Source organism: Synechococcus sp. GEYO (genome assembly GCF_900473955.1).
Taxonomy (GTDB): Bacteria; Cyanobacteriota; Cyanobacteriia; order PCC-6307; family Cyanobiaceae; genus Synechococcus_C.
Genome location: NZ_UCNL01000007.1, coordinates 141,994 through 166,612 on the forward strand (window position 1 = coordinate 141,994; position 24,619 = coordinate 166,612).

Annotated in this window: 21 protein-coding genes; 15 read left to right on the top strand and 6 right to left on the bottom strand. The window is 60.4% G+C overall.

The annotated features are described in order from the left end of the window. Window positions 1-69: 69 nt before the first annotated feature. The gene (gene alaS, locus DXY37_RS05735; protein ID WP_115125762.1) at window positions 70-2,763 is read right to left on the bottom strand and encodes an alanine--tRNA ligase; all 2,694 of its coding nucleotides are present in this window, start codon (window positions 2,761-2,763) and stop codon (window positions 70-72) included. A 35-nt stretch (window positions 2,764-2,798) separates the two neighbouring features. On the opposite strand from alaS, the gene DXY37_RS05740 reads away from it, so the two are divergent. The 12 genes from DXY37_RS05740 to DXY37_RS05795 all read left to right on the top strand — a co-directional run bounded on the left by DXY37_RS05740 (window position 2,799) and on the right by DXY37_RS05795 (window position 16,221). Then, window positions 2,799-3,212 carry a hypothetical protein gene (locus DXY37_RS05740; protein WP_115125763.1) on the top strand — a complete coding sequence of 138 codons (414 nt, stop codon included), beginning with the start codon at window positions 2,799-2,801 and terminating at the stop codon, window positions 3,210-3,212. Continuing rightward, window positions 3,209-6,409, top strand: coding sequence for a DEAD/DEAH box helicase (locus tag DXY37_RS05745; RefSeq protein ID WP_115125764.1), 3,201 nt, complete (start codon window positions 3,209-3,211; stop codon window positions 6,407-6,409). Before DXY37_RS05740 ends, DXY37_RS05745 begins: the two co-directional genes overlap by 4 nt. 4 nt (window positions 6,410-6,413) lie before the next feature. Then, on the top strand, window positions 6,414-7,322 hold the full coding sequence (locus DXY37_RS05750) for an SWIM zinc finger family protein (protein WP_115125765.1): 909 nt from the start codon (window positions 6,414-6,416) through the stop codon (window positions 7,320-7,322). Then, window positions 7,315-7,779: an MEKHLA domain-containing protein gene (locus DXY37_RS05755; protein ID WP_115125766.1), complete on the top strand. Its 465-nt coding sequence runs from the start codon at window positions 7,315-7,317 to the stop codon at window positions 7,777-7,779. The genes DXY37_RS05750 and DXY37_RS05755 overlap by 8 nt, the downstream gene beginning before the upstream one ends. A gap of 175 nt (window positions 7,780-7,954) precedes the next feature. Beyond that, window positions 7,955-8,368: an Hsp20/alpha crystallin family protein gene (locus DXY37_RS05760; RefSeq protein WP_115125767.1), complete on the top strand. Its 414-nt coding sequence runs from the start codon at window positions 7,955-7,957 to the stop codon at window positions 8,366-8,368. Window positions 8,369-8,523: 155 nt separating this feature from the next. Further along, entirely contained in the window at window positions 8,524-9,648 is a 1,125-nt protein-coding gene (locus DXY37_RS05765) for a TRAP transporter substrate-binding protein (protein ID WP_115125768.1), read from the top strand. Beyond that, entirely contained in the window at window positions 9,645-10,214 is a 570-nt protein-coding gene (locus DXY37_RS05770; RefSeq protein ID WP_115125769.1) for a TRAP transporter small permease subunit, read from the top strand. The genes DXY37_RS05765 and DXY37_RS05770 overlap by 4 nt, the downstream gene beginning before the upstream one ends. Next, window positions 10,211-11,602 (top strand): TRAP transporter large permease subunit, encoded by a 1,392-nt coding sequence (locus DXY37_RS05775; RefSeq protein WP_115125770.1) that lies wholly within the window; start codon window positions 10,211-10,213, stop codon window positions 11,600-11,602. Before DXY37_RS05770 ends, DXY37_RS05775 begins: the two co-directional genes overlap by 4 nt. A gap of 38 nt (window positions 11,603-11,640) precedes the next feature. Beyond that, window positions 11,641-13,413 carry a diflavin flavoprotein gene (locus DXY37_RS05780; protein WP_115125994.1) on the top strand — a complete coding sequence of 591 codons (1,773 nt, stop codon included), beginning with the start codon at window positions 11,641-11,643 and terminating at the stop codon, window positions 13,411-13,413. Beyond that, complete coding sequence (locus tag DXY37_RS05785; protein WP_115125771.1) at window positions 13,413-15,242, top strand: diflavin flavoprotein; 1,830 nt, start codon at window positions 13,413-13,415, stop codon at window positions 15,240-15,242. The genes DXY37_RS05780 and DXY37_RS05785 overlap by 1 nt, the downstream gene beginning before the upstream one ends. 88 nt (window positions 15,243-15,330) lie before the next feature. Next, window positions 15,331-15,858, top strand: coding sequence for an NAD(P)H-dependent oxidoreductase (locus DXY37_RS05790; protein WP_115125772.1), 528 nt, complete (start codon window positions 15,331-15,333; stop codon window positions 15,856-15,858). 156 nt (window positions 15,859-16,014) lie between these two features. After that, window positions 16,015-16,221 carry a hypothetical protein gene (locus DXY37_RS05795; protein WP_115125773.1) on the top strand — a complete coding sequence of 69 codons (207 nt, stop codon included), beginning with the start codon at window positions 16,015-16,017 and terminating at the stop codon, window positions 16,219-16,221. Between the two features lie 4 nt (window positions 16,222-16,225). On the opposite strand, the gene DXY37_RS05800 is transcribed toward DXY37_RS05795, so the two are convergent. From DXY37_RS05800 to DXY37_RS05815, 4 genes are all read right to left on the bottom strand, one after another. After that, window positions 16,226-16,486 carry a hypothetical protein gene (locus DXY37_RS05800; protein ID WP_115125774.1) on the bottom strand — a complete coding sequence of 87 codons (261 nt, stop codon included), beginning with the start codon at window positions 16,484-16,486 and terminating at the stop codon, window positions 16,226-16,228. A 97-nt stretch (window positions 16,487-16,583) separates the two neighbouring features. Further along, complete coding sequence (gene gcvP, locus DXY37_RS05805) at window positions 16,584-19,526, bottom strand: aminomethyl-transferring glycine dehydrogenase (RefSeq protein WP_115125775.1); 2,943 nt, start codon at window positions 19,524-19,526, stop codon at window positions 16,584-16,586. A gap of 57 nt (window positions 19,527-19,583) precedes the next feature. Beyond that, the gene (gcvH, locus tag DXY37_RS05810; protein ID WP_115125776.1) at window positions 19,584-19,973 is read right to left on the bottom strand and encodes a glycine cleavage system protein GcvH; all 390 of its coding nucleotides are present in this window, start codon (window positions 19,971-19,973) and stop codon (window positions 19,584-19,586) included. A gap of 19 nt (window positions 19,974-19,992) precedes the next feature. Then, window positions 19,993-21,270: a methionine gamma-lyase family protein gene (locus DXY37_RS05815; RefSeq protein WP_115125995.1), complete on the bottom strand. Its 1,278-nt coding sequence runs from the start codon at window positions 21,268-21,270 to the stop codon at window positions 19,993-19,995. Between the two features lie 210 nt (window positions 21,271-21,480). Here DXY37_RS05815 and DXY37_RS05820 point away from each other — a divergent pair, with 210 nt between their 5' ends. After that, window positions 21,481-22,344, top strand: a complete 864-nt coding sequence (locus DXY37_RS05820) for an acyl-CoA desaturase (RefSeq protein ID WP_369818485.1) — start codon at window positions 21,481-21,483, stop codon at window positions 22,342-22,344. On the opposite strand, the gene DXY37_RS05825 is transcribed toward DXY37_RS05820, so the two are convergent. Further along, a complete protein-coding gene (locus DXY37_RS05825) occupies window positions 22,332-23,057 on the bottom strand; it encodes a hypothetical protein (RefSeq protein WP_115125777.1) in 726 nt (241 codons plus the stop codon). The genes DXY37_RS05820 and DXY37_RS05825 overlap by 13 nt on opposite strands. Before the next feature lie 167 nt (window positions 23,058-23,224). On the opposite strand from DXY37_RS05825, the gene DXY37_RS05830 reads away from it, so the two are divergent. Both DXY37_RS05830 and rplI read left to right on the top strand, forming a co-directional pair. Next, the gene (locus DXY37_RS05830; protein ID WP_371637913.1) at window positions 23,225-24,046 is read left to right on the top strand and encodes an acyl-CoA desaturase; all 822 of its coding nucleotides are present in this window, start codon (window positions 23,225-23,227) and stop codon (window positions 24,044-24,046) included. A 42-nt stretch (window positions 24,047-24,088) separates the two neighbouring features. Next, entirely contained in the window at window positions 24,089-24,547 is a 459-nt protein-coding gene (gene rplI, locus DXY37_RS05835; protein ID WP_115125779.1) for a 50S ribosomal protein L9, read from the top strand. Window positions 24,548-24,619: the final 72 nt, after the last annotated feature.

Here is a 24,619-nt window from a genome sequence, read left to right on the forward strand (position 1 = left end):
CACCCACTGACCATAAAGTCACAAGACAGATAAAAACTATTTGCGACATACTGTCCTAAGTCAGCAATCTCAACCCCGAACGTCTGATTGAAGAGTTGCCCCCAACTCCTGCCTTGCAGCGTCCAAGGCTCCATCGAGAGCAGCACCATCACGACCTCCGGCCTGAGCCAGATTCGGGCGGCCACCACCACCGCCACCACAGCGCTTGGCGATCCCGCCGATGAACTTGCCCGCTTGCTGTCCGTTGGCGATCACAGCTTTGCCGAAGGCTGCCACCAGAATCACCTTCCCCTGATCGGCAGGGTCCGGCAGGCCACCAATCACCACTGCTGCACCCTCACCCAGTTGATCGCTCAAGTTCTGAGCAGCACCTTGCAGACCGCTGCCATCCACACCATCAAGACGCTCAACCAGCAGCTGAAAGTCGCCAACAGCAATCGCCTTAGAGGCCAAGGCGGTTGATTTGGCAACCGCCAACTCCGCCTGCACAGCCTGCAGCGCCTTGCTCGTGGTCTTCAGCTCGTCCTGAAGAGCGCTCACCCTGTCCACGATCTCGCCAGGCTGGGCTTTAAATCGCTCTCCCAACTGCTTCACCACAACATCGCGTTCGTTGAGGTAGGCGAGCACAGCTGGCCCCGCCACAGCTTCGATGCGACGGATGCCCGCTGCCACACCACTTTCACTGACAATCTTGAACAGACCGATCTCAGCGGTGTTGGCCACGTGGGTGCCACCGCAGAGTTCCATCGACACGCCAGGCACATCGACAACGCGCACCACATCGGCGTATTTCTCACCGAACATGGCCACAGCGCCAGCAGCCTTGGCCTTGTCGATCGCCATCTCCTGCACCTGGAGCTCATGGGCATCGGCGATCCAGCTGTTGATCAGAACCTCGATGCGCTCCAGCTCTTCGGAGCTCACGGCCCGCGGGCAATGAAAGTCGAAACGCAAACGATCGAAGTTCACCAGCGATCCGGCCTGGCCAATGCCTGGATCCACCACCTGTTTCAAGGCCGACTGCAACAGATGCGTCGCGGTGTGATTCGCCTGGGCACGGCGACGGCAAGTCCGGTCGACACGACCCTGCACCACATCGCCGACGGCAAGTGTTCCGCGCTCAACCCGGCCGCTGTGCACAAACACGCTGCGGTTCCGGCTCACTGATTCCACGCTGACAATCAGGCCATCGCCGTCATGACCTTCGCCCGCCAGGGTGCCGCGATCACCCACCTGGCCGCCCCCCTCGCCATAGAAGGGAGTGGTGTCCAGTACCACCTGCACAACATCACCGGCAACAGCTTGTTGAGCGGGGTCACCATTCACTACAACAGCCTGCACACTGCTGCTCTGCTCGAGCTGCTCATAACCACGAAAATCGGTTCCATCAATCCCTGAAGCCACCTGATCAATGGCTTCCTGCAGCGTGAGGTCAATGCTCACGGCAGCGGCTTTGGCGCGCTGACGCTGTTGCTCCATCGCCAGTTCAAATCCCGCCAGATCAACGGCTAGACCGTGCTCTTCAGCAATTTCCTGCGTGAGCTCGAGCGGGAATCCATAGGTGTCATACAGCTCAAAAGCCTGCACACCGCTGATCTGTTTCGGCTGGGCCGCCAGCACATCCGCCAGCAGTTTCTCTCCCCGTTCCAGGGTCTCCAGGAACCTGGCTTCCTCGCGTTGCAGCTCCGCCAGGATCACCTGCTTGCGCTCCAACAACTGAGGATGCACCGCCTGCATCAGCGCAATAGCCGCCTCACCCATGGCCTTGAGAAAAGGCTTGTCGATGCCCAGAAGACGTCCATGCCGCACCACCCGACGCAGCAAGCGGCGCAGGATGTAGCCGCGGCCCAGATTACTGGCCGTGACGCCATCACTGATCAACTGCGTCACGGCGCGACTGTGATCACCAATCACCTTGAGCGAGGTTTTGCCCTTGTCGTCGAGCTGGTGGTAATCGACACCAGCAAGATCAGCTGCCGCTTCAATCAGCGGAAAAATCAGATCGGTTTCATAGTTATTGGGAACCTTCTGCAGGATCTGAGCCATGCGCTCCAGACCCATCCCCGTGTCGATGTTGCGATTCGCCAGCGGTGTGAGCGTGCCCTCCGCATCGCGATTCGACTGCATGAACACCAAGTTGTAAAACTCGATGAAACGATCGTCATCTTCGAGATCGATTCCTTCATCACCGAGTTCGGGCTTGAAGTCGTAATAAATCTCCGAGCAAGGACCACAGGGTCCTGTTGGGCCTGAAGCCCAGAAGTTATCGGCTTCATCCATGCGGATGATGCGCTTCGGATTGACGCCGACAACATCACGCCAGATCTGCTCAGCTTCATCGTCTTCCCGGAAGACGCTCACCACCAAATTTTTGGGATCCAAGCCGTAGACGACCGTGCTCAGCTCCCAGGCCCACTCAATCGCTTGCTGCTTGAAGTAATCCCCAAAAGAGAAGTTGCCCAGCATCTCGAAGAAGGTGTGGTGCCGGGCAGTACGACCCACGTTCTCGATGTCGTTGGTGCGAATGCACTTCTGGCTGCTGGTCGCACAGGGGGCAGGCCGTTGCTGCTGACCGAGAAAAATCGGCTTGAACGGCAACATTCCGGCGATCGTGAGCAGAACCGTGGGGTCCTCAGGCACGAGAGAGGCACTGGGCATCCGCCTGTGACCACGCTGCTCATAAAAAGCGAGGAACGCTTCCCGGATCTCCGCACCAGTGCGGGGACCAGCTGCCTCGTTTCGCGACGATCGTGCAACAGCCATGGCGGGTTCGGGCTTGAACAGCAGGTCCTCCAGCCATGATCGCCTTTGAGCTGCCACCGACGTTGGCCGATAGCACCGACGAGCAGAGTCGCGCAGCGTTGAGACTGCGCTCCCTGGGCTGGGCCCTGATCGCAGGACTAGCGGCAGGGCTGCTCAGCCTGCCCTTCGGTGTTGATAAGGCGGTGCGATCCACCGGTTGCGGACTGTTCTACGGACTGCTGGCCTTCCATCTTGTTCGTGTGGATCCGGAGGACTCTCACCTGCAGGCTGGGCTCGTCGGAGCCGTCTGCGGGATCCGCAGTTTGGGAATGTGCCTGCCCTCCCCTTGGGCAGATGCTGATTCCCTGGCATCATTAGTGAAGGATCTCGTGATGGGGTGGCTGCCGCTGATCGGCAGTTCGCTCCTGCTACACGGAACCCAACGCATGTTGTCTGCGTCGCGGCCATGAGCCTGCTGCACGCCACCTGGCTTCCGGCCATTCGTACTCCCAGCAGCTCCGGTCGAGCTGCTCTGCTCGTGTGGGCTGACACCTGGCGTGTGGCCGAGCCGATGGGACCGGGCGCCACCCCCGCCATTCATCCCTTCACCCTCAGCCCTGAGGAACTTCGGACCTTGCTCACGGATCGTGACCTACTCCCAGACGGAATCATTGACGCAACGGCCTGCCTGACCCTGCCCAGTCGCAGTGTCAAAGCGAAACGCAAGCGCTCAGCAGCCGCAGAGACAGCCTCCGAGGACGACCCACCGTGGTGCGGTCTGCCACTGCAGGCCGGTGAACCGATTCCAAAGACCACCGAATGGTGGCCCTGGCAGGTGCAGGGCCTGGCCATCGAACCGATGGCTGCCACCGAGTGGCTGGCCAAACTGCCGCTTTCCGGTCGTCATCCGGATCTGGCCGATGAGCTGCGCTGGTGGAGCCACATGCAGCGCTGGGCCCTGAGCCTGGTGGCACGGGGCCGCTGGCTGCCCCAGGTGGAGCTGAGCAAAGGCGAGGGCTACCCGCACAGAGCCCGCTGGGTGCCACTGCTCAATCGGGAGGAAGACCGACGCCGGCTGGAGGATCTGGCGGCAGGACTCCCCCTGGTTGCCACCTGTGCCCTGCCCTGGCGCGAACCGACCGGGCGACGCAGCAACCGCATGACCCGGTTGCGACCGGAGGCGATGCGAGCCGCCAATCCCGTGGCCTGTTGTCGACCCCGCAGCGGCCGGCTGCGCGTGGCCACCCTGCTGGAAGACCTGCTGGATGCGCAGCTGCGCAAAGGCTTCAGCCCTGATCAAGAAGGCCTGGACCCACTGCTCTGCGCCTGGGAAGAGGCTCTCAGCTCCGAGACCGGCGTGATCAACCTCAATGATGAGGAGGCCGAGCGTTTAGCCACCGCCAGCCACCACTGGCGAGAGGGCGTGGCCGGCAATGTTGCTGCGGCACGGGCCTGCCTCGAGCTGGCCACACCTTCTGAAGGTGAAGAACTCTGGCCCCTGCGCTTCTTCCTGCAGGCGGAATCGGACCCCACCCTGAAGCTGCCGGCCAGTGCCGCATGGGCTGCAGGCCCCAAAGGTCTTCAGCTGGGAGAGATTCCCGTGGAACATCCAAGCGAAGTGCTGCTGGAAGGCATGGGCCGAGCCTTGACGGTGTTCGCACCGATCGAGCGGGGCCTCGAAAGCGCCACACCGGAAGCGATGCAGCTGACCCCTGCCGAAGCCTTCGTGCTGGTGCGCACGGCCGCACGCCAATTGCGCGATGTGGGTGTGGGCGTCGATCTGCCGCCGAGCCTTTCCGGCGGGCTGGCCAGCCGCCTGGGACTGGCTATCAAAGCGGAACTGCCCGAGCGGTCCCGCGGCTTCACCCTGGGCGAGAGCCTCGACTGGAGCTGGGAGTTGATGATCGGCGGCGTCACACTCACCCTGCGCGAACTGGAACGCCTGAGTGGAAAACGCAGCCCACTCGTGCGTCACAAGGGAGCCTGGATCGAACTCCGGCCCAATGACCTCAAGAACGCTGAACGCTTCTGTGGCGCCAATCCTGAGCTCAGCCTGGACGATGCCCTGCGACTGACCGCCACCGAGGGCGACACGCTGATGCGGCTGCCCGTACATGCCTTCGATGCCGGCCCCCGGCTTCAGGGGGTCCTTGAGCAGTACCACCAGCAGAAATCACCGGATCCACTGCCCGCACCCGAAGGGTTCTGTGGACAATTGCGGCCGTATCAGGAGCGTGGGCTGGGCTGGCTCGCCTTCCTGCACCGTTTCGACCAGGGGGCCTGCCTTGCCGATGACATGGGCCTTGGCAAAACGATCCAACTGCTGGCTTTCCTGCAACACCTCAAGGTGGAACAGGAACTGAAGAAGCCCGTACTGCTGGTGGCCCCGACATCGGTGCTGACCAACTGGAAACGGGAGGCCGCAGCCTTCACGCCTGAGCTCAACGTGCATGAGCACTACGGCCCCAAACGGCCCACAACTCTGGCTGCTCTCAAAAAGACTCTCAAAGATGTCGACCTGGTTCTCACCAGTTACGGACTGGTGCAGCGGGACATTGAACTGCTGGAAAGCTTCGACTGGCAGGGAACGGTGATCGATGAGGCTCAGGCCATCAAGAACCCCTCGGCCAAACAGAGCCAGGCCACGCGCGATCTGGCCCGCACCCGCAAGGGCACGCGCTTTCGCATCGCCCTCACCGGTACGCCGGTGGAGAACAGAGTGAGTGAGTTGTGGGCCCTGATGGATTTCCTCAACCCCAGGGTTCTGGGTGAGGAGGAATTCTTCCGCCAGCGCTATCGCATGCCGATCGAGCGCTATGGCGACATGTCGTCACTGCGTGACCTCAAGTCGCGGGTGGGACCCTTCATCCTCAGGCGCTTGAAGACCGACAAGGCGATCATTTCTGATCTGCCGGAGAAGGTGGAACTGAGCGAATGGGTCGGACTGAGCAAGGAACAAAAATCGCTCTATGCCAAAACCGTCGAGGACACCCTCGATGCCATTGCCCGTGCTCCGCGGGGCAAACGCCACGGACAGGTGTTGGGACTGCTGACCCGCCTGAAACAGATCTGCAACCATCCCGCCCTTGCGCTGAAGGAGAAGGACGCAAGCGAGGATTTCCTGCAACGTTCCGCGAAGCTGCAACGTCTCGAAGAAATCCTCGAAGAAGTGGTCGAGGCCGGCGACCGCGCTCTGCTCTTCACCCAATTCGCGGAATGGGGAACGTTGCTGAGGGAGTATTTGCAACGCCGCTGGCGCAGCGAGGTGCCCTTCCTCAGCGGCAGCACCAGCAAGACAGAGCGGCAGGCCATGGTGGATCGTTTTCAGGAAGATCCCCGCGGACCACAACTGTTCCTGCTCTCACTCAAGGCCGGTGGCGTGGGCCTGAATCTCACCCGTGCCAGCCATGTGTTCCACATCGATCGATGGTGGAACCCAGCGGTGGAAAACCAAGCCACAGACAGGGCTTATCGCATCGGACAAACCAACCGCGTGATGGTGCACAAGTTCATCACCAGCGGCTCGGTGGAAGAAAAGATTGACCGGATGATCCGCGAGAAGTCCAGACTGGCGGAAGACATCGTGGGCTCCGGCGAGGAATGGCTCGGAGGACTCGAAATGGGCCAGCTCAAGGAGCTGGTGAGCCTGGAAGACAATCCCTCCTGACGCGATGACCATCACCCCCAACAGCAGCGGCATCAACACCTCACTGAGTGACGAGGGACTTGGGCAGCAACCCTGGTGGGTTGAACAGTGGATGGAGCTGATCAACTCCTACCGCTTCAAAAAACGCCTCGAACGGGCCTGGACCTACGCCCGTGAAGGACACGTGACATCGATTCGCTTTGAAGGGCGACGAGTGCATGCCCGTGTTCAGGGAACCGATGAAGACCCATACAAAGTGAAGCTCTGGCTGGATGTGCTGAGCGATGAGGACTGGGGCTTCGTGCTGGAAGCCTTAACGCAAAAGGCCCGCTGGTCGGCACAGCTCCTGGCCGGAATCATGCCTGCGGACATCGAACGAGCCTTTGCGGCCAGTGGCCGCCGGCTCTTCCCCTTCAAGCTCCAGGAGGTGCGCAGTGAATGCAGCTGTCCGGATAAAGCCAATCCCTGCAAGCACATCAGTGCGGTGTACTTCCTGATGGGAGAACGCTTCAGTGAAGACCCCTTCGTGCTGTTTCAGCTGAGGGGGCGCACGCGCACGAAGCTGCTGGAAAACCTGGCAGAACACCGACTCAAGGCCCTGCAGGCCAGGGCCGATCAGGCCAAAGCTGAAAGCAAATCAATGCCATCCGCGCATGGCGGCGAGTCCAACTCGGACGACACCATCACGCCGCCGCATCCAGCAGTGCTGGACCCCACGCTCTGGTGGCGTTATGAGGCCAACCTTGACGGTGATCTGGTGGTGATCACCCCCGCGATGGAAGGAGATACAGGCCTTGATGCGGCAGGCGATCTTCCCCTGGCTGAGGAGCCACGCTTCCCCGAATCCAGACCTCGCTTTCTGCAGCACCTACGTGATCAGGGTCAGGCCCTGGCACAGCGGGCCATGCTGGAAGCCATGGCCGCCGGTGGCTGAATCAGAGCCCTGGCAGACGCAGGAATCGCAGTCCCTGATCTCCAGACTGATCCTGTCTCACAAACGGGCATTCAAGCGACCGCTGCTTGACTTGGACTGTGGAGACCCGGCCAAGGACCTGTTCAGCAACGAGATGGCCGTTCTCGCCCACGACAACAGACATGATCCCCGCCTGATTTATGCCAATGCCACCGCTCTGCGCCTGTGGGAGCGGTCTTGGCAAGAGATGATCGGCATGCCCTCCCGCTACACGGCGGAGGTAGCAGCGCGTGCGCAACGCGCTTTCGCCCTGCAACGCGCGCAGAACCAAGATGCTTTCGAGGGCTATAGCGGCGTGCGGGTGTCACGAACCGGTCAACGATTCATGATCAACAACGCAAGAATCTGGACCCTCTGGGACGACAAAGGCCGCAATTGCGGGCAGGCGGCAGCGTTCTCAAGCTGGTCCTGGCTGTGAGCGACATGCGCCAATGTTCGGTTGTCGCGAAAGAGCAGTCGTAACAACCGAATCCAGTAGTCTAGACCGAACAGAATAGGGCGGTTGTCCCCCTGCTCAGAGTCAATCAGCCCGCACATATTGGCGTTGTGGGTGATGTCAACACCCCATCAACATCACTCTTCAGGAGTTACCCATGATCACCCTTCGTCAGTCACCGTTTGATCTGTTCGAGCGTCTCGACCAGCAGCTTTCACAGGTCGAACGTGTACCAGCCGCCGAAATTCACGAAACCGAAAATCACTACTCCATTCGCCTGGAACTCCCCGGCGTGGCTCACGACAGCATCGACGTCAAAGCCAGCGACCGCAGTCTCAGTGTCAGCGCTGAGCGTTTGAACCCTCAGGCCAATGCAGCCGATGAGGCCGAGGCATCGACCAACAACACCTTGCTCAGCGAGTTTCGCTACGGCAACTGGAGCCGCAGCTTTCGCTTCGCCCATTCCCTCGACCGCGATGGTCTTCGGGCCAGCTACCGCGACGGCATCCTCGTAGTTGAGGCGCCCAAAACCGACAACCGCACCACCGTGTCGGTGAAAGTGGACAGCTGATTACAGAGCATTGAGCCTCAACCAAAAGAGAACGGTTCAGCCCTCTGCCAACGCAGGGGGCTTTTTTTGATTGCGAAACCAGGGTCAAACGAAGACCGATCGATAATCTTGCCCAGACAGCGTCGTCTACTAAGCGACCAAACCAGGAGCACGTGATGCAACGTCGGCAGCTGCTCCGGACCAGTAGGCAAGCGCTCGCCGCTGCAGCCGGAGCCGGAGCACTGAGCGCCTGCACGATTCGTCGTGCTGAAAACGGTGGCAGCAGCGGCCTTCCCCAGGTGCGCTGGCGGATGGCGACAAGCTGGCCGGTCTCACTCGACACCATCTACGGAGGTGCCGAAACCATCTGCGAACAGGTGAAGGCGATGAGTGGCGGAGGGTTCACGATCGAACCGTTTGCCGCTGGTGAAATCGTCCCAGGGCTCGAAGTACTGGATGCCGTGCAAGCCGGCTCCGTGGAATGCGGCCATACGGCCAGCTACTACTACGTGGGCAAGAATCCAGCGTTCGCCTTCGGCACGGCCGTGCCATTCGGGCTCACGGCCCAGCAACAGAATGCCTGGCTCTATCAGGGAGGCGGCAATGAAGCGATGGACGCCTTGTTCGCCGATTTCGGAGCCAAAAGCTTCCCTGCAGGAAATACGGGCGGTCAACTGGGCGGCTGGTTCAAGCGACCTGTCGACAATCTGGCGTCTCTCAAGGGTCTGAAGATGCGCATCCCAGGACTGGGAGGCAAGGTGATGGCCAGCCTGGGGGTGAATGTTCAGGTCTTGCCAGGCGGCGAGATCTATCTGGCACTGGAGCGGGGAGCGATCGACGCTGCAGAGTTCACAGGCCCCTACGACGACGAAAAACTCGGCCTCCCAAAAGCAGCGAAGTACTACTACTACCCAGGCTGGTGGGAGCCCGGACCGAGCCTGACTGCGCTGGTCAACCGCAGTGCCTGGGACAAACTGCCGGTGGAGTATCAGGCCATGTTCAGCACAGCCTGTTACCAGGCGAATCTGGGCATGCTCAGCAAGTACGAACAACGCAACAGCGAGGCGTTGCTGAGACTGCGGCGGCAGGGAATCAAACTTGAGGCGTATAGCAACGACATTCTCAAAGCGGCGAAGGAAGCCACCAGCGTGTTGTTTGCAGATCTGGCCGCTGACGATGCCAGCTTCCGAGATTTACTGGAACGCTGGCGGCTGTTCCAGAAAGAAACGCTGAACTGGAATCGCATCAACGAGCTGCCGCTGGCGAAGTTCAACACCAGCGCCGAGGGAGGTGAAGGATGAGCGAACCTCTCTCCGGAATGGTGCGCCTATTCGATCGCCTCAACGCTGCAGCCGCCTGGCTGGCGCGCTGGTCCGTACTGCTGATGCTGGCCATCGGAATCTGGAACGTTGTGGGCCGCTATTTGGGCTCTGCCATTGGGATCAATCTCAGCTCCAACGGGCTGATCGAGGCCCAGTGGTATCTCTTCGATCTGATCTTTCTGCTCGGTCTCGGCTGGACCCTGCAGAAACAGGGCCACGTGCGTGTGGATGTGCTGCAGAGCCGCTGGTCACCACGCCGCCGCAATCGTCAGGAGCTCAACAGCATCCTGCTGCTGTTGCTGCCCTTCGCCTTCGGAGTAATGGTGATCTCCATTGCACCAGCGCTGCGCTCCTGGAGCATTGCCGAGATGTCGCCCGATCCAGGCGGGCTGCCACGCACCTGGGTGAAATCTCTGATCCCAATTGGGTTTCTGTTGTTAGGGCTGCAGGGAATCGCGGAAGCACTGCGGCTGCGGCTGGCCCTCAGCAACCCCGACGCCACACAAGCTGCCGATGAGCAGCAGCAGGGAGGCACCACGCTGTGATCGAAATCGAAGCCCTGGGCTGGGTGATCAGCTTTGACCCCTCGGCGGTGTTGGCTCCTGGAATGTTTTTGGCGCTGATCGTGGCGCTACTGAGCGGATTTCCCGTCGCCTTCTGCCTTGGTGGGATTGGGGTGATCTTTGCCCTGCTGGGGATGCTCAGCGGAGAAATCGAACCGCAGTTCGTTACCGCCCTGCCCCAAAGAATCCTGGGGATCATGGCCAACTTCACCCTGTTGGCGATCCCCGCTTTTGTGTTCATGGGTTCGATGCTGGAAAGCTCCGGCATCGCCGAACGGCTGCTGGAAACCATGGGCCGGCTGCTGGGACGCCTGCGCGGCGGCCTGGCATTGGCCGTCGTTCTTGTTGGTTCACTTCTGGCGGCGACAACCGGCGTGGTGGCAGCGACCGTGACCACCATGGGGCTGATCTCCTTGCCGGCCATGCTGCGGGCCGGATACGACAAAAGCCTTGCCACAGGTGTGATTGTGGCGTCGGGCACGCTCGGGCAGATCATCCCCCCCAGCATTGTTCTGGTGGTGCTGGGTGATCAGCTCGGCATTTCAGTGGGCGATCTCTTCATCGGAGCCCTTCTACCTGGCCTGCTGATGTCAGCCGTGTTCGCCATTTACGTGCTGGTGATCAGTGCGCTCAAGCCGGAGCTGGCACCCGAACTCAAGCCCGAGCTCACCGGCTCAGGTCATCCTCTGCAATTGGTGCAGTCGGTGTTGCCACCGATCGCTCTGATCGTGGCGGTGCTCGGAAGCATCTTCTTCGGCATTGCAACTCCCACTGAAGCGGGCGTGATCGGAGCAGTCGGCGCCATGGTGCTGGCAGGCCTCAATGGCGGTTTCAGCCGTCAACAACTCTCGAATGTCTGCGAGAGCACCATGCGCACCACCGCCATGGTGATGGCCATCCTGATGGGATCCACCGCCTTCAGCCTCGTGTTCCGCGGTGTGGGCGGCGATCAGCTGATTTCTGAACTGCTGCTCAACCTGCCGGGAGGGCGAGTGGGTTTCCTGGTGTTCAGCATGCTGATCATCTTCTTGCTGGGCTTCTTCATCGATTTCTTCGAAATCGCTTTCATCGCCGTGCCGCTATTGCTGCCTGCAGCACGCCAGCTGCTGGGGCCCGAAGCGATGGTGTGGTTTGGCGTGATCATTGGCGCCAACCTGCAGACCTCCTTCCTCACGCCGCCCTTCGGCTTTGCGCTGTTCTATCTGCGCGGCGTGGCTCCCGATGAAGTGAGCACGCGAGATATCTATCGAGGCGCCCTGCCGTTTGTCGGTCTGCAGGTTGCGGTTCTGGCCCTGATCATCGCTGTGCCAGGGCTGGTGGACTGGTTACCCCGCCTGGCTGGAGCCCTCAGCCCGGGTCCGATGACCTGAAGATCTCCGTAAAGTTGGTTACAACGCTCGATTCGGTCATGGTCACGGCAAGCCTGAACAGCACGAACTCCTCTGCTGTGACCCCCCGCCTCTCACTCCAGTGCCAGCCGATCGCGGCAGACAGCACCACCATCCGTTCCCTGGACTGGGAACGCAGCCGTTTCGACATTGAATTCGGCCTACGCAACGGCACCACCTACAACGCATTCCTGGTGCGGGGCGAACGCACCGCCCTTATCGACACCAGCCACGCCAAATTCCGCGACACCTGGGTGCCACTGCTGAAGGAGCAGATCGATCCAAAAGCGATCGACCATTTGATCGTGAGTCACACCGAACCAGATCACTCAGGACTGATCGGCGATCTGATCGATCTCAATCCAGACATCGAGATCGTGGGTTCGAAGGTGGCGATCCAGTTCCTCAAGGACCAGGTGCATCGGCCCTTCAACTCACGGGCGGTGAAAACCGGCGACGAGCTGGATCTGGGCACCAATCCTGACAGCGACGTGCAGCATCGCTTCGAGTTTCTGAGTGCCCCGAACCTGCACTGGCCCGACACGATCTTTTCGTTCGATCACGGCAGCGGCATCCTTTACACCTGTGATGCCTTCGGACTGCATTACTGCTCCGATGAGTTGTTCGACACGGATCCCGGGGCCATCGCACCGGACTTCCGCTTCTATTACGACTGCCTGATGGGCCCCAATGCCCGCAGTGTGTTGCAAGCGCTGAAGCGCATGGATGCCTTACCGGAGATCAACACCGTCGCCGTAGGTCATGGCCCCCTGCTGCGCCAACACCTCAGCCACTGGTTGAACGACTACAGGGAGTGGAGCAGCCAACGCAGCAAGGGCGACAGCTATGCGGCCGTCTGCTATCTCAGCCAGTACGGCTTCTCGGACCGTCTCAGCCAGGCCATCGCCCACGGCATCGGCAAAGCCGATGCACAGGTTCAGCTGGTGGATCTACGGGCTACCGACCCACAGGAACTGACCGCATTGGTTGGCGAAGCGAAGGCGGTGGTGGTGCCCACCTGGCCGGCGGAACCGGATGGTGAACTGCAGGCCTCGATCGGAACTCTTCTGGCTGCACTGCAGCCCAAGCAATTGGTGGGGGTCTACGACGCTTTCGGGGGCAACGATGAGCCGATCGATGCTGTCGCCGAGCAGCTGCGTAACCAAGGCCTGAAACCTGCCTTTGAACCGCTGCGCATCCGCCAGCTGCCACAAGGCGGTGATTACCAACGCTGCGAGGAATCAGGCACCGACCTTGGCCAGATTCTGACCCGAAAGAAATCGATCGAAGCGCTGCGCAGTATTGACGCCAACCTCGACAAGGCGCTGGGTCGCCTCACCGGTGGTTTGTACATCGTGACAGCGAGCCAGGGCGAAGGTGATGCGCGCCGCAGTGGCGCGATGGTGGCCAGCTGGGTCGCCCAGGCGAGTTTCCGCCCACCTGGCCTGAGTGTTGCCGTGGCCAAGGATCGAGCGATTGAAGCGCTGATGCAGGTTGGCGATCGCTTTGTGATCAACGTGCTGCGGCAAGACCGCTATAAGCCTCTGATGCAGCATTTCCTCAAGCGCTTCCCCCCCGGCGCCGATCGGTTCGAAGGGGTAAACATTCTGCACGGCGCTGCTGAAGGTGGCCCGGTGCTCACGGATGCGCTGGCCTACCTGAGCTGCCAAGTGGAACAGCGGATGGAAGGTCCAGATCATTGGATCATCTACGCGCTGGTGGAGCAAGGCAATGTGGCCGACATCGACGGGCGAACCGCCGTGCATCACCGCAAAACAGGCAACCACTACTGATGGTCACCACCGTCGCGGCCAGCTCGGCATCCGCTGACCGGCAGGTGATCAGCCTGCCAATTGACCAGAGTCTGATCTGCCTGCGCGGACTGAGCCCTCAGCGTCTGCGGTTCGAGCTGGAATACGCATTGGAGCGCGGCAGCACGGCCAACAGTTTCCTGTTTGAAGCCGGGCTGGATGCAGCAGGAGTCCAGCAACCCGGCGTTCTGGTGCATCCCCCGGGGATGGCCTACAGCAGCGTTTTCCTCCCTGCCCTGCTGGAAGCTTTGCCGACCACGGATCAGCCCCTGCTGATTGTGGTGGGGCACGTGAATCCCAACCGTGTGGCGTTGCTGAAGGAACTGGCCGGGATCTATCCAGGCCTCGAGCTGATCGCATCCAATCCCGGGGCCAAGCTGCTGGAGGAGCTCTGGAACCAACGCAAGCCCTCGCCCCCCGGTGTGGAAGAAGAGCAACCACCACTTCCCCAGTTCCCGCCGCTGCGAGTGATTCGCAGGGAGCAGACGCTGGAGTTGAGCCATGGGCGCAGCCTGCTGCTGCTGCCAGCACCAACACCCCGTTGGCCGGGCGGACTGATGGCCTTCGAAGAGAGCCTGGGACTGTTGATGAGCGACAAGTTCTTCAGCGCCCACCTCTGCACCAACACCTGGGCTGAAGCCAACCGAAGCAGCACCGAAGAAGAGCGTCGCCATTTCTACGACTGCCTGATGGCACCGATGGCCCGCAAGGTTGACCTGCTGGTAGAGCGGCTGGAGGAACTGAGCATCCGCACAATTGCGCCAGCCCATGGGCCCGCCATCGATGCCAGCTGGCGCAGCCTGCTCAATGACTATCGCCGCTGGGGTGAAAGTCACCAGCAATCCAGCCTGAATGTGGTTCTGCTGTTCGCCAGCGCTTATGGCAACACATCAGCGATTGCCGATGCCCTGGCGCGGGGCATCAATCGCACCGACATCCGAGTCACCAGCCTCAACTGCGAGTTCACACCATCGGAAGAACTGGTTGCTGCGATCCAGTCTGCGGATGGGATCCTGATCGGCTCACCCACCCTCGGTGGTCACGCTCCCACCCCGGTGGTCTCCGCTTTAGGAACCCTGTTGGCAGAAGGTGACCGCAGCAAGCCAGTGGGCGTATTCGGCAGCTTTGGCTGGAGCGGTGAAGCCGTGGACCTGCTGGAAACGAAGCTGCGAGATGGCGGCTTCAGTTTCGGCTTCGAGCCGATCCGGGTCAAATTCAGCCCTGATCGAGCCAAGGTGAAGGAGCTGGAGGAAACCGGCACCCGTTTCGCTCGCAAACTGCTGCAAGCGGAGAAGCGCGCCCAACGCCGTAACGCCGGAAGCATGAGCGAAAGCCGCAGCGATCCGGCTGTACTGGCCCTCGGACGCGTGGTGGGATCCCTGTGCATTCTCACCACGCGTAAGGGAGAACTCAGTGGTGCAATGGTGGCGAGCTGGGTCAGCCAGGCCAGCTTCACGCCTCCTGGACTGACGGTGGCCGTGGCCAAAGACCGCGCCGTGGAAGCTCTGCTGCACAAAGGCGATCGCTTTGCACTGAACGTTCTGGCTGAGGGGCGAGAAAGCGGACCAATGAAACAGTTCCTGCAACCGTTTCAACCTGGCGCCGACCGGTTCAGTGGGCTGGAACTCGAGACCAGTCCGAATGAACAACCGCTGATCCCCGAGGCGCTGGCCTGGCTGGAAGGTCGCGTGAGCCAGCGGATGGAATGCGGAGATCACTGGCTGATCTACGCCGAGCTGGATCACGGCGGGGTGTTGGATCAGGAAGCCTCCACAGCAGTCCACCACCGGCGCAGCGGCGCTAACTACTAAAGAGCGACCCCAACACGACGACGACCATTCGGCAGTCGCTCTTTTGAAAAAGTCGTCACAATTCAAACCTGCGACGTGAACGCTGATCATGAGCAAGGAGAACAGTGCTGATGTGCTGGTGATTGCTGCCAGCAACGGCGAAAACCTCAAACTGGCCCAACGCTTCGTGAACCAAGCAAAGGCGCAGGGCAGCAGCGCTGATCTGCTCGACCTGACCACCCTCGAGCTGCCCCTATTCACCCCGCGCGCGAAGGACCAAGGCATGCCGAACGGCGTGCAGCCCTTACAGAAACAATTGATGGCAGCTCCGCGATGGGTGATCTGCGCGCCGGAATACAACGGTTCGATTCCGCCGGTTCTGACCAACGCCATCGCATGGCTGTCTGTTCAGGGAGATGACTTCCGGTCGCTCTTCAACGGTCGGCCGATCGCCATGGCCAGCTTCTCAGGTGGCGGCGGAATGGAGCTGCTGGTGTCGCTGCGGATCCAGCTCACCCATCTCGGCGCACAGGTGGTGGGGCGCCAACTGCTCAGCAACTACTCGAAAGCAGCGAAAGACGACAGCATTGCCGACCTCATCGATCGCCTCATGCAAATGAAACCACTGCAACTGTGAATGCATTCACCGGCGAATGATTCAGAAACAAGCAGTGAATCAAGATTGGCCACTGAACTCAAACAGAAATCAATTCAAAAGAGAATCGGGATTTCATACACACACCACATCTAGCGCACTGAAATAGCGAGGTCACTAACAATTTCCATTCCACGAATGGACCTGACCCGGGATCCTCAGTACGCAGTTCGCTACCGCGGCTTTGTTCTGTTGCAACAACGCAACAACAGTTGGCTGGTTAGACCCGAACGTAGCCCGATGAGACTATTGCCCTTTCGCACCCCGACCTGCTCGCTGACGGATGTGAAAGCAATGTTGGACTGGCGACTGGAGCAGGACAAAAGCCTGATCTCAGTCGCCTGAAAACTCAGGCCGCCTGAGGTGGTGGCGTGGGAGATCCCTGAGACTGAATAGGGATCACCAGAGTTGCCCAGCGGTCAGGACGCTCGGGACGCTGACGTCGTGCTTGACGAATTCCAAAGGGAACTCTCAGCACATTGGTGCCTTCGATCGGCAAGGTATGGCCTCGGCCGAGGGCAGCCTGAAGGCAATCAGGAATGTCGGGAAGCTGCAGCGAGTCTGAGGTCTGCTCCGTCGATTCAATTGATTTTTTGGTGTCGCGACTCATTGATTCCCCATTTGCGACGGTGAATGTTGTGCAGTGTGATCAAAGTTCTCATTGCACGATCAAAAATCGAAGATTAATTTCCGATTTCGGTAAAAATTTAACCCATCGCCTCAGAGGTGGCGGCAGCCATGTCTTCAACACTGGGGCAGGTGCAGATCAGATTGCGATCGCCATAGGCGTTATCAATCCGGGCCACGGCCGGCCAGAACTTGTTTTGCCGCTGATCCGGCAACGGGAAGGCAGCCTGTTCCCGGGAATAGGGACGACCCCAGTGGTCGGCGGTCACAGCACTCAAGGTGTGGGGAGCGCGGCGTAGGGGATTGTTCTCACGATCGCTATCACCGTTTTCGATCGCCGCGACTTCTGCGCGGATCGCGATCATGGCATCGCAGAAGCGATCCAGCTCTTCGAGGCTCTCGCTCTCAGTGGGTTCAACCATCACGGTGCCCGCCACTGGCCAGCTCACCGTCGGAGCGTGGAAGCCGTAATCCATCAGACGCTTCGCCAGATCATCCACCTCGAGGCCGGCACTGCGCCTCAGATCGCGCAGATCAAGAATGCATTCGTGGGCCACAAGCCCGCCTTCTCCCCGGAACAGCACCGGGTAATGGGAATCCAGCCGATGTGCCAGATAATTGGCCGACAGCAAGGCCACAGCGGTGGACTGCCGCAGGCCAGCAGGGCCCATCAAACGCAGATACATCCAGCTGATCGGCAGGATGCCTGCGCTGCCCAGGGGGGCAGCCGATACCGCAGAAATGGACTGGTCACCGCCGCAGGGCATCAAGGGATGACCGGGAAGAAATGGCAACAGATGCTCACCCACACCGATGGGGCCAACCCCTGGTCCACCACCGCCATGGGGAATACAGAACGTTTTGTGCAGGTTGAGGTGGCAGACATCGGCCCCAAATGCTCCTGGCCTGCACACACCGACTTGAGCATTAAGGTTGGCGCCATCCAGATACACCTGACCGCCATGGTCATGAACCAGGCTGCAGATCTCACGGATTCGGGTCTCGAAGACCCCATGGGTTGAGGGATACGTCACCATCAGTGCCGCCAGGACATCGGCGTGCTTAGACAGCTTGCTGCGCAGATCGTCGACATCGACATTCCCCTGCTCATCACAGGCCACCGGCACCACTCGCATGCCAGCCATCACGGCACTGGCTGGGTTCGTGCCATGGGCACTCGTGGGAATCAGGCACACATCGCGATGGCCCTCGCCTCTTGCCTGATGCCAGGCGCGAATCACCAGCAGACCCGCGAACTCCCCCTGGGAACCTGCATTCGGCTGCAAAGACACACCGGCGAAACCGGTGAGCTCAGCCAACCAGCTCTCGAGGTCCTGCGCCATGCGCTGATTGCCTTTCAGCTGGTCAGCGGGGGCAAAGGGATGAATGCTCCCGAACTCTCTCCAGCTCACAGGCGCCAGCTCCGCTGCCGCATTGAGCTTCATGGTGCAGCTACCAAGAGGAATCATCCCGTGCACCAGCGAAAGGTCTTTGCTGACCAGACGCTGGATGTAGCGAAGCAGCTCGGTCTCACTGCGATAGCGGTGAAACACCGTCTGCTGCAACCAGGGGGTAGAACGCAGCGGCAAGCCAGCCAGAGCTTGCTCTTGCTTTGCGGTATCCGACAGGTCTGAAAGATGGCCTCCGGTGGCCTCAGCCACCAGCGACAGCAGCCGAAACACCTCCTTGTTGTCGCTGAGCTCATCCAGGCTGATGCCGAAGCCTTCCGCCTGTTCGATCGCCGCACCATCGGGCAGGACACGCAGGTTGAAACCAGCTCGGGCTGCCAGCTGATGCACGTGCGGCGCTTGAGCACAGACCACATCAACACTGTCGAAGCGAGATCCCTTCGGCAGAGCAAGTCCAAGCGAGCTCAGTCCTTCTTCGAGCTGACAGCGCAGCTGCAGCACGCGTCGAGCAATCGCCTCGAGACCTTCCGGCCCGTGATGAACGGCATAAAACGAAGCCATCACCGCCAGCAGCACCTGGGCGGTGCAGATATTGCTGGTGGCTTTATCTCGGCGGATGTGCTGCTCACGGGTCTGCAGGGCCAGACGGAGGGCGACATTGCCTTCGCCATCTTTTGACTGGCCAACGATGCGCCCGGGCACCTGCCGGCGGTAGGCATCGCGGGTGGCAAAGAACGCCGCGTGGGGGCCGCCTCCACCCATCGGCACGCCAAAACGCTGGGCACTGCCTACGGCGATATCTGCACCGAGAGCACCCACCGGCTCAAGGAGGACCTGCGCCAATGGATCAATGGCCACCGTGACCAAAGCGCCATGCTCATGGGCCCTGGACATACAGGAACGGGGGTCCCAGAGCCGGCCGCAGCGTCCAGGCAGCTGCAACAGCACTCCGAACACATCGTCACCCCAAGCGAACTGATCCGGCTCAGCCACCTCGAGCTGAATCCCGATTGGCTGGGCCCTGGTGCGCAGAACCGCCAGAGTCTGTGGCAACACTGCGGCATCCACCAGAAAACGGCTGGCTTCAGCTCGCTTGCAAACCCCAAAGCTCATCGACATTGCCTCTGCTGCCGCAGTGGCCTCATCCAGAAGCGAGGCATTGGCAATCGGCAGACCGGTCAGCTCACTGACCAAGGTCTGGAAATTGAGCAGTGCCTCCAGGCGTCCCTGAGCAATTTCGGCCTGATAAGGGGTGTAAGCCGTGTACCAGGAGGGGTTTTCCAACACCTGCCGCTGGATCAACGCGGGCGTGACAGTGCCGTAATAGCCAAGGCCGATCAACGACCGCGTCACGCGGTTCAAACCGGCCAGCTGACGCAGTTCAGAGAGCGCTTGGGCTTCTCCAACTCCGTCCGGAAGCTGCCCATGCGGCGGACTGGAATCAAGAATGTCCTGCGGGACGACAGCCTGCAGAAAGCGCTCAAGATCGCTGAAGCCGAGCCGATCGAGCATGAGCTGATTGGCTGCAGATCCAGGGCCGATATGGCGCTGGGCGAAGGGCGGGAGAATCTTTGCTGAAGCCGTCTCCACCATGCGCTGGTCCAGCAGGGTCATGGTGCAGCGTCAGAAGGCGCAGACTTTAGGCAACTTGCGCTGAACGACGATGTGATATCAGGTCGCGGCAACTTTTGCGGAGTAAGTGGCGGCATCCATCAACTGCTCGAGCTGCGTGACATCGCTAGGACGAATCACCAGCAACCAGCCCTCGCCATGGGGGTCCTTCTGCAGTTCTTCGGGATTGGCCAGCAGAGCTTCATTTCGCTGCACAACCGCGCCACTGAGGGGGGCATACATCTCTTCCACAGCCTTCACCGACTCCACAGTGCCGAAACTGGATCCACGACTGAGATCAGCACCCACCTCGGGGAGATCCACAAACACAATGTCGCCGAGTTGATCCACGGCATAGGCGCTCAAGCCGATGCGAATCGAATCAGCGTCCTGCCAGGCGTATTCATGGCTGTCCGCATAGCGGTAGGAGGCAGGGAAGTCGAAGGCCATCGGGCCGCACCAGCGTCTCTCAATCAGTGTGCGCCAGATTCAGATGTCCTGCCGCAGCCAGTGCTTCCAGCGCCTTGATCAGCGCCAGCTCGACATGGGCGTGATGGGTCCCGCCCTGAACGTAGAGATTGAAGGGCTCGCGCAACGGCGCGTCAGCGGAGAACTCACTGGTGCTGCCATCAATAAAGGTGCCACCGGCCATCACCAGATCACTGGCATAACCGGGCATCGCCGCCGGCACAGGGTCCAGGTAAGAGCCCACCGGGGAACAGGCCTGAAAGGCACGGCAGATCAGCTTGAGCGCCTCAGGCTCCCCCAGCTGAACGGCCTGGATCAGATCACTGCGGGCCGCACCGGCAACGGGCTGCACCGGGAATCCGAGATCAGCGAACACACCAGCCACGAGATCAGCTCCGATCAAGGCTTCAGCCACCATCTGCGGCGCCAGAAACAGTCCCTGCAGCAACAGCCGGTGCAAGTCAAAACCAGTCCCCCCTTCGCTGCCGATCCCTGGTGCCGTGAGACGACAGCAGGCTTGTTCCACCAGATCGGCGCGTCCGGCGATGTAGCCACCGGCGGGCGCGATGGTTCCTCCCAGGTTTTTGATCAATGAACCAGCCACCAGATCCGCACCCACCTCAGGCGGCTCTTGGGCCTCAACCAGTTCGCCATAGCAGTTATCCACGAAGCAGACGCAGTCAGGCTGCCGTGCATGAATGCGGGAGCAAAGGCGACCGATCGCTTGCACGCTTAGCGCGGGGCGCCAGCTGTAACCACAGCTGCGCTGAATCAGGATCAGTCGACGCGGTTGAGCCAAGGCCTGCTCAAGGGCCTGCTCGTCCACAGTCCCGGCATCGCTGAGCTGCAACTCGTCGTAGTCGATGCCGAAGTCCTTGAGGGATCCTTGCCCCTCTCCACGCAGACCAATGACCTCTTCAAGCGTGTCGTAGGGACGCCCGGTGATGGACAACATGCGATCGCCTGGACGGAGCACACCGAACAAAGCAGCAGCGATGGCATGGGTGCCGCTCACAAACTGAAGTCGCACAGCGGCTGCTTCCGCGCCCAGAACGCGTGCGAACACCCGGTCGATCACCTCCCGGCCCTGATCACCGTGCCCGTAACCGCTGACGGAGGCGAAATGTTGAGTCCCTACCCGCTCCGCCTCAAACGCGGCCAGAACCTTTTGCAGGCGATCGGCCACAGCCGCGGTGCGTTGACGGGCAAAAGGCTGCTGACGCTCGCGTACAGAAGCGACCTTGCTGCAAGCAAATTCCCTGGCTTCACTGAGATTCATCCCCTCTGCACCACAGCTCTCTCCGTAGCGATTTGAAGCCTGTGGCATGGGAGAACCGCAAAAAGCCTGCTGTTTTCTTTTACATTCACACTCCCAACCAACTGTTTTGGTTTCGGCTGTAGCCGTTCCAACCTCGACAGATCTGGTTCAAGGAGAAACTTCTTGGTTACAACCACTCCGGCAGCTACCACCTCAAACCGCGAATTGCGCATGCGCGCGGCAGTGATGGCGCCCCGTGAACGACTGCCGCGTAAACAGCGCAAGCTCAAAGGCGGCACCACGTCCTTCATGGTGGCGATGCACGTGCTGGCCACCATTGCTCTGCTGCCACGGTTCTGGAGCATTCAAGGAGCCATTGCCTTCGGAATTCTCTACTGGGCAACGGTGCTCGGGGTGACACTCGGCCTGCACCGTCTGGTGGCACACAGGAGCTTTGAGGTGCCCCGCTGGCTCGAGCGGGTGCTGGTGATCATGGGCACCCTGGCCGCACAAAGCGGACCGATCGACTGGGTAGCCCTGCATCGTCACCACCACAAGTTCTCCGATCAACCCAATGATCATCACGATGCAGGCAGGGGCCTGTGGTGGAGCCACAGCGAGTGGATGCTGCACGAAATTCCCGCTCTTGAGCACAAGGAACGATTTGGCGGCGACCTGCTGAAAGATCCCTTCTATGTCTGGCTGGACCGCTGGTTCCTTGTGCTGCAGATTCCGATCGGACTGGCTCTTTATTACTACGGCAATGCTGCCCAGATTCATGGAGGCGGCGTTGGCCTGGTGCTGTGGGCCATCCCTCTGCGTCTGGTGGTCGTGTATCACGTCACCTGGTTGGTGAACTCGGCGACACACGCCTTCGGTTACCGCAATTTCGACTGCCCTGATCTCTCACGTAATTGCTGGTGGGTGGCCGTGTTGTCGTTCGGAGAGGGTTGGCACAACAACCATCACGCCCATCCAGGCAGCGCACGCCACGGCCTGCGCTGGTTCGAGTTCGACATCACGTGGATGCACATCCGGATGCTGCAGAAGCTTGGCCTGACCAGGCGGGTGCGCCAAGCCCGTTATCCCGGCTGAGCAGCAGCTCGTAATTCGGCCAGAAACGCTTCAGCACTCTGGCCCTTGCTGCCTTCTAAGGCCATATGTGTGGCATGAAGGTCGAGGAACTCTCCATCGAGTTCCTCGGCGCTGTATTCGCGTAGGCCAGCCATCACTTCGGCAAAACGATCACGGCGTTGATTTTTGGTGACCGGATAGGCCTCCATCACCTGATCACGACACTGACGCCAGGCCTGACCGCGGCAAAGGCTGTCTGCAATCGCCGCACTCAGGGCAGCCGCTTCCGCTTGATCAATCCGCCAATCGAAACCTGGCGGCAATGGCCCGAGGCCGACAAAGATCTCCAGCAGCTCGCCAGCACCGAGCGGCTCTCCATGGGCCGCGAGCAGAGGAACTGCACTGTCGCTCAGCACTCGCAACAGATCGGGGTGAACTTCCGCCAGCTGATCGCGGATCGGATCCAAGCCCTGATGCAGCACGGCATTCGCCTGGCCAAGCGCAAGAAACACTTCCGGCCCTGGAGACGAGAGCTTGCCGTTGCGGAGATTGGAGATCTGTGAATTGTGCACGCGACCGAGGTCCAACGCTTCAGCCAGGGCAGGCAACACCTTGTGCGACCAGCCATTGCGCTCATGCCACACATGAATCAGATGGGCCATCGCCTGGCGCCCTTCCTCGAGACGCTGGCGGTAACCCTTGGTCACATGATCAGAACCGCTTGTCTTATCCATTGATTGATACGTATCCGTATCACGTGTAGTGTGCTGAGATCAACCGGGACTAAGTCATGGCACCAAGCGCTATTAGAACGCCGTCGCCACCCAGTCGGAAATCAGTTTCGCATCGTGGCCCCAAGCTGGCAATCAAGCCCTACCAGCGCTCCAAGAGCAAGGCGCCTATGGCTGCCAAGACCGAAAAAAGCTGGGTAACGATCGGATTCATGATCGTGATCCATGCCCTGGCACTACTGGCACTCGCTCCTGGCTTCTGGAGTTGGCCGGCCGTCACCAGCCTGCTGGTGCTGTATTGGGTCACCGCCTGCTTAGGTGTCACCGTCGGTTACCACCGACTGCTCTCACACCGCTCCTTCCGAGTGCCTCGCTGGCTTGAGCGATTCTTTGCCACCTGCGGCGCACTGAGCTGTCAGCACGGACCCATCGACTGGGTGGGACTGCATCGGCATCATCACAAGTATTCCGATACGGATGCGGATCACCACAACAGCCATCGAGGCTTCTGGTGGAGCCACATGGGCTGGATGTTCAATGCGATCCCGGCCATGAAAGAAGTTCCCCGCATGGCCGGCGATCTTGCCAAGGACCCCTACTACCGCTGGCTAAACAACTGGTTCCTGGTCTTGCAGCTGCCCCTGGCTGGTCTGCTGTTCTGGATCGGCAGCGCCACAGGTGCCGGCGGCTGGGCCTTAGTGCTCTGGGGCATTCCTTTACGCCTGGTGCTCGTGTATCACGTCACATGGCTTGTGAATTCCGCCACCCACACCTGGGGCACCGTGGCCTTTGAAAGTGGCGACGCGTCCCGCAACAACAAGTGGGTCGCAGCACTGACCTTCGGAGAGGGCTGGCATAACAACCACCACGCCTTTCCCCACTCGGCTCGTCACGGCCTGCAAGCGGGTCAGATCGACCTCACCTGGGAGCACATCCGCCTAATGCGCGCCCTGGGCTTGGCCACCAAAGTGCGCCTGCCCGTGAAGTCGTAAAGTTATCGATCGCTAAACAGATGTCGTCAGGATCGTTCTCCCATGGCCAAGCGCGTACAAGTCGTACTGAATGAGGACGTTCTCAGCCTCGGCCGGGATGGAGATCTGGTGGAAGTTGCGCCTGGTTACGCCCGCAACTTCCTTCTGCCATTCGGCAAAGCCGTGCCTGTCACCCCTGCGGTGATGAAGCAGGTGGAGCACCGCAGGGCCAAGGAGGTTGAGCGGCAGGCCGCACTCAAAGAAGAAGCAGTCGCCTTCCGCACCGCCCTCGACACCATTGGTCGCTTCACCGTGAAGAAGCAAACCGGAGAAGACGACGTGCTCTTCGGCACCGTCACCAATGGTGATGTGGCTGAAGTGATCGAAGAAGCCACCAAGAAAGAAGTGGATCGCCGTGACATCACAGTTCCCGACATCCATCGGACCGGAAACTACAAGGTTCAGGTGAAGCTTCACAGCGAAGTGATCGCTGAGATCAACCTGGAAGTGGTCAGCTACTGAGCACAGAGCAAAAATGACTCTGATGTCATCGACAAGGTGCGTCAGAGTGAATCTTCTTTCTGAGCTGCTGCC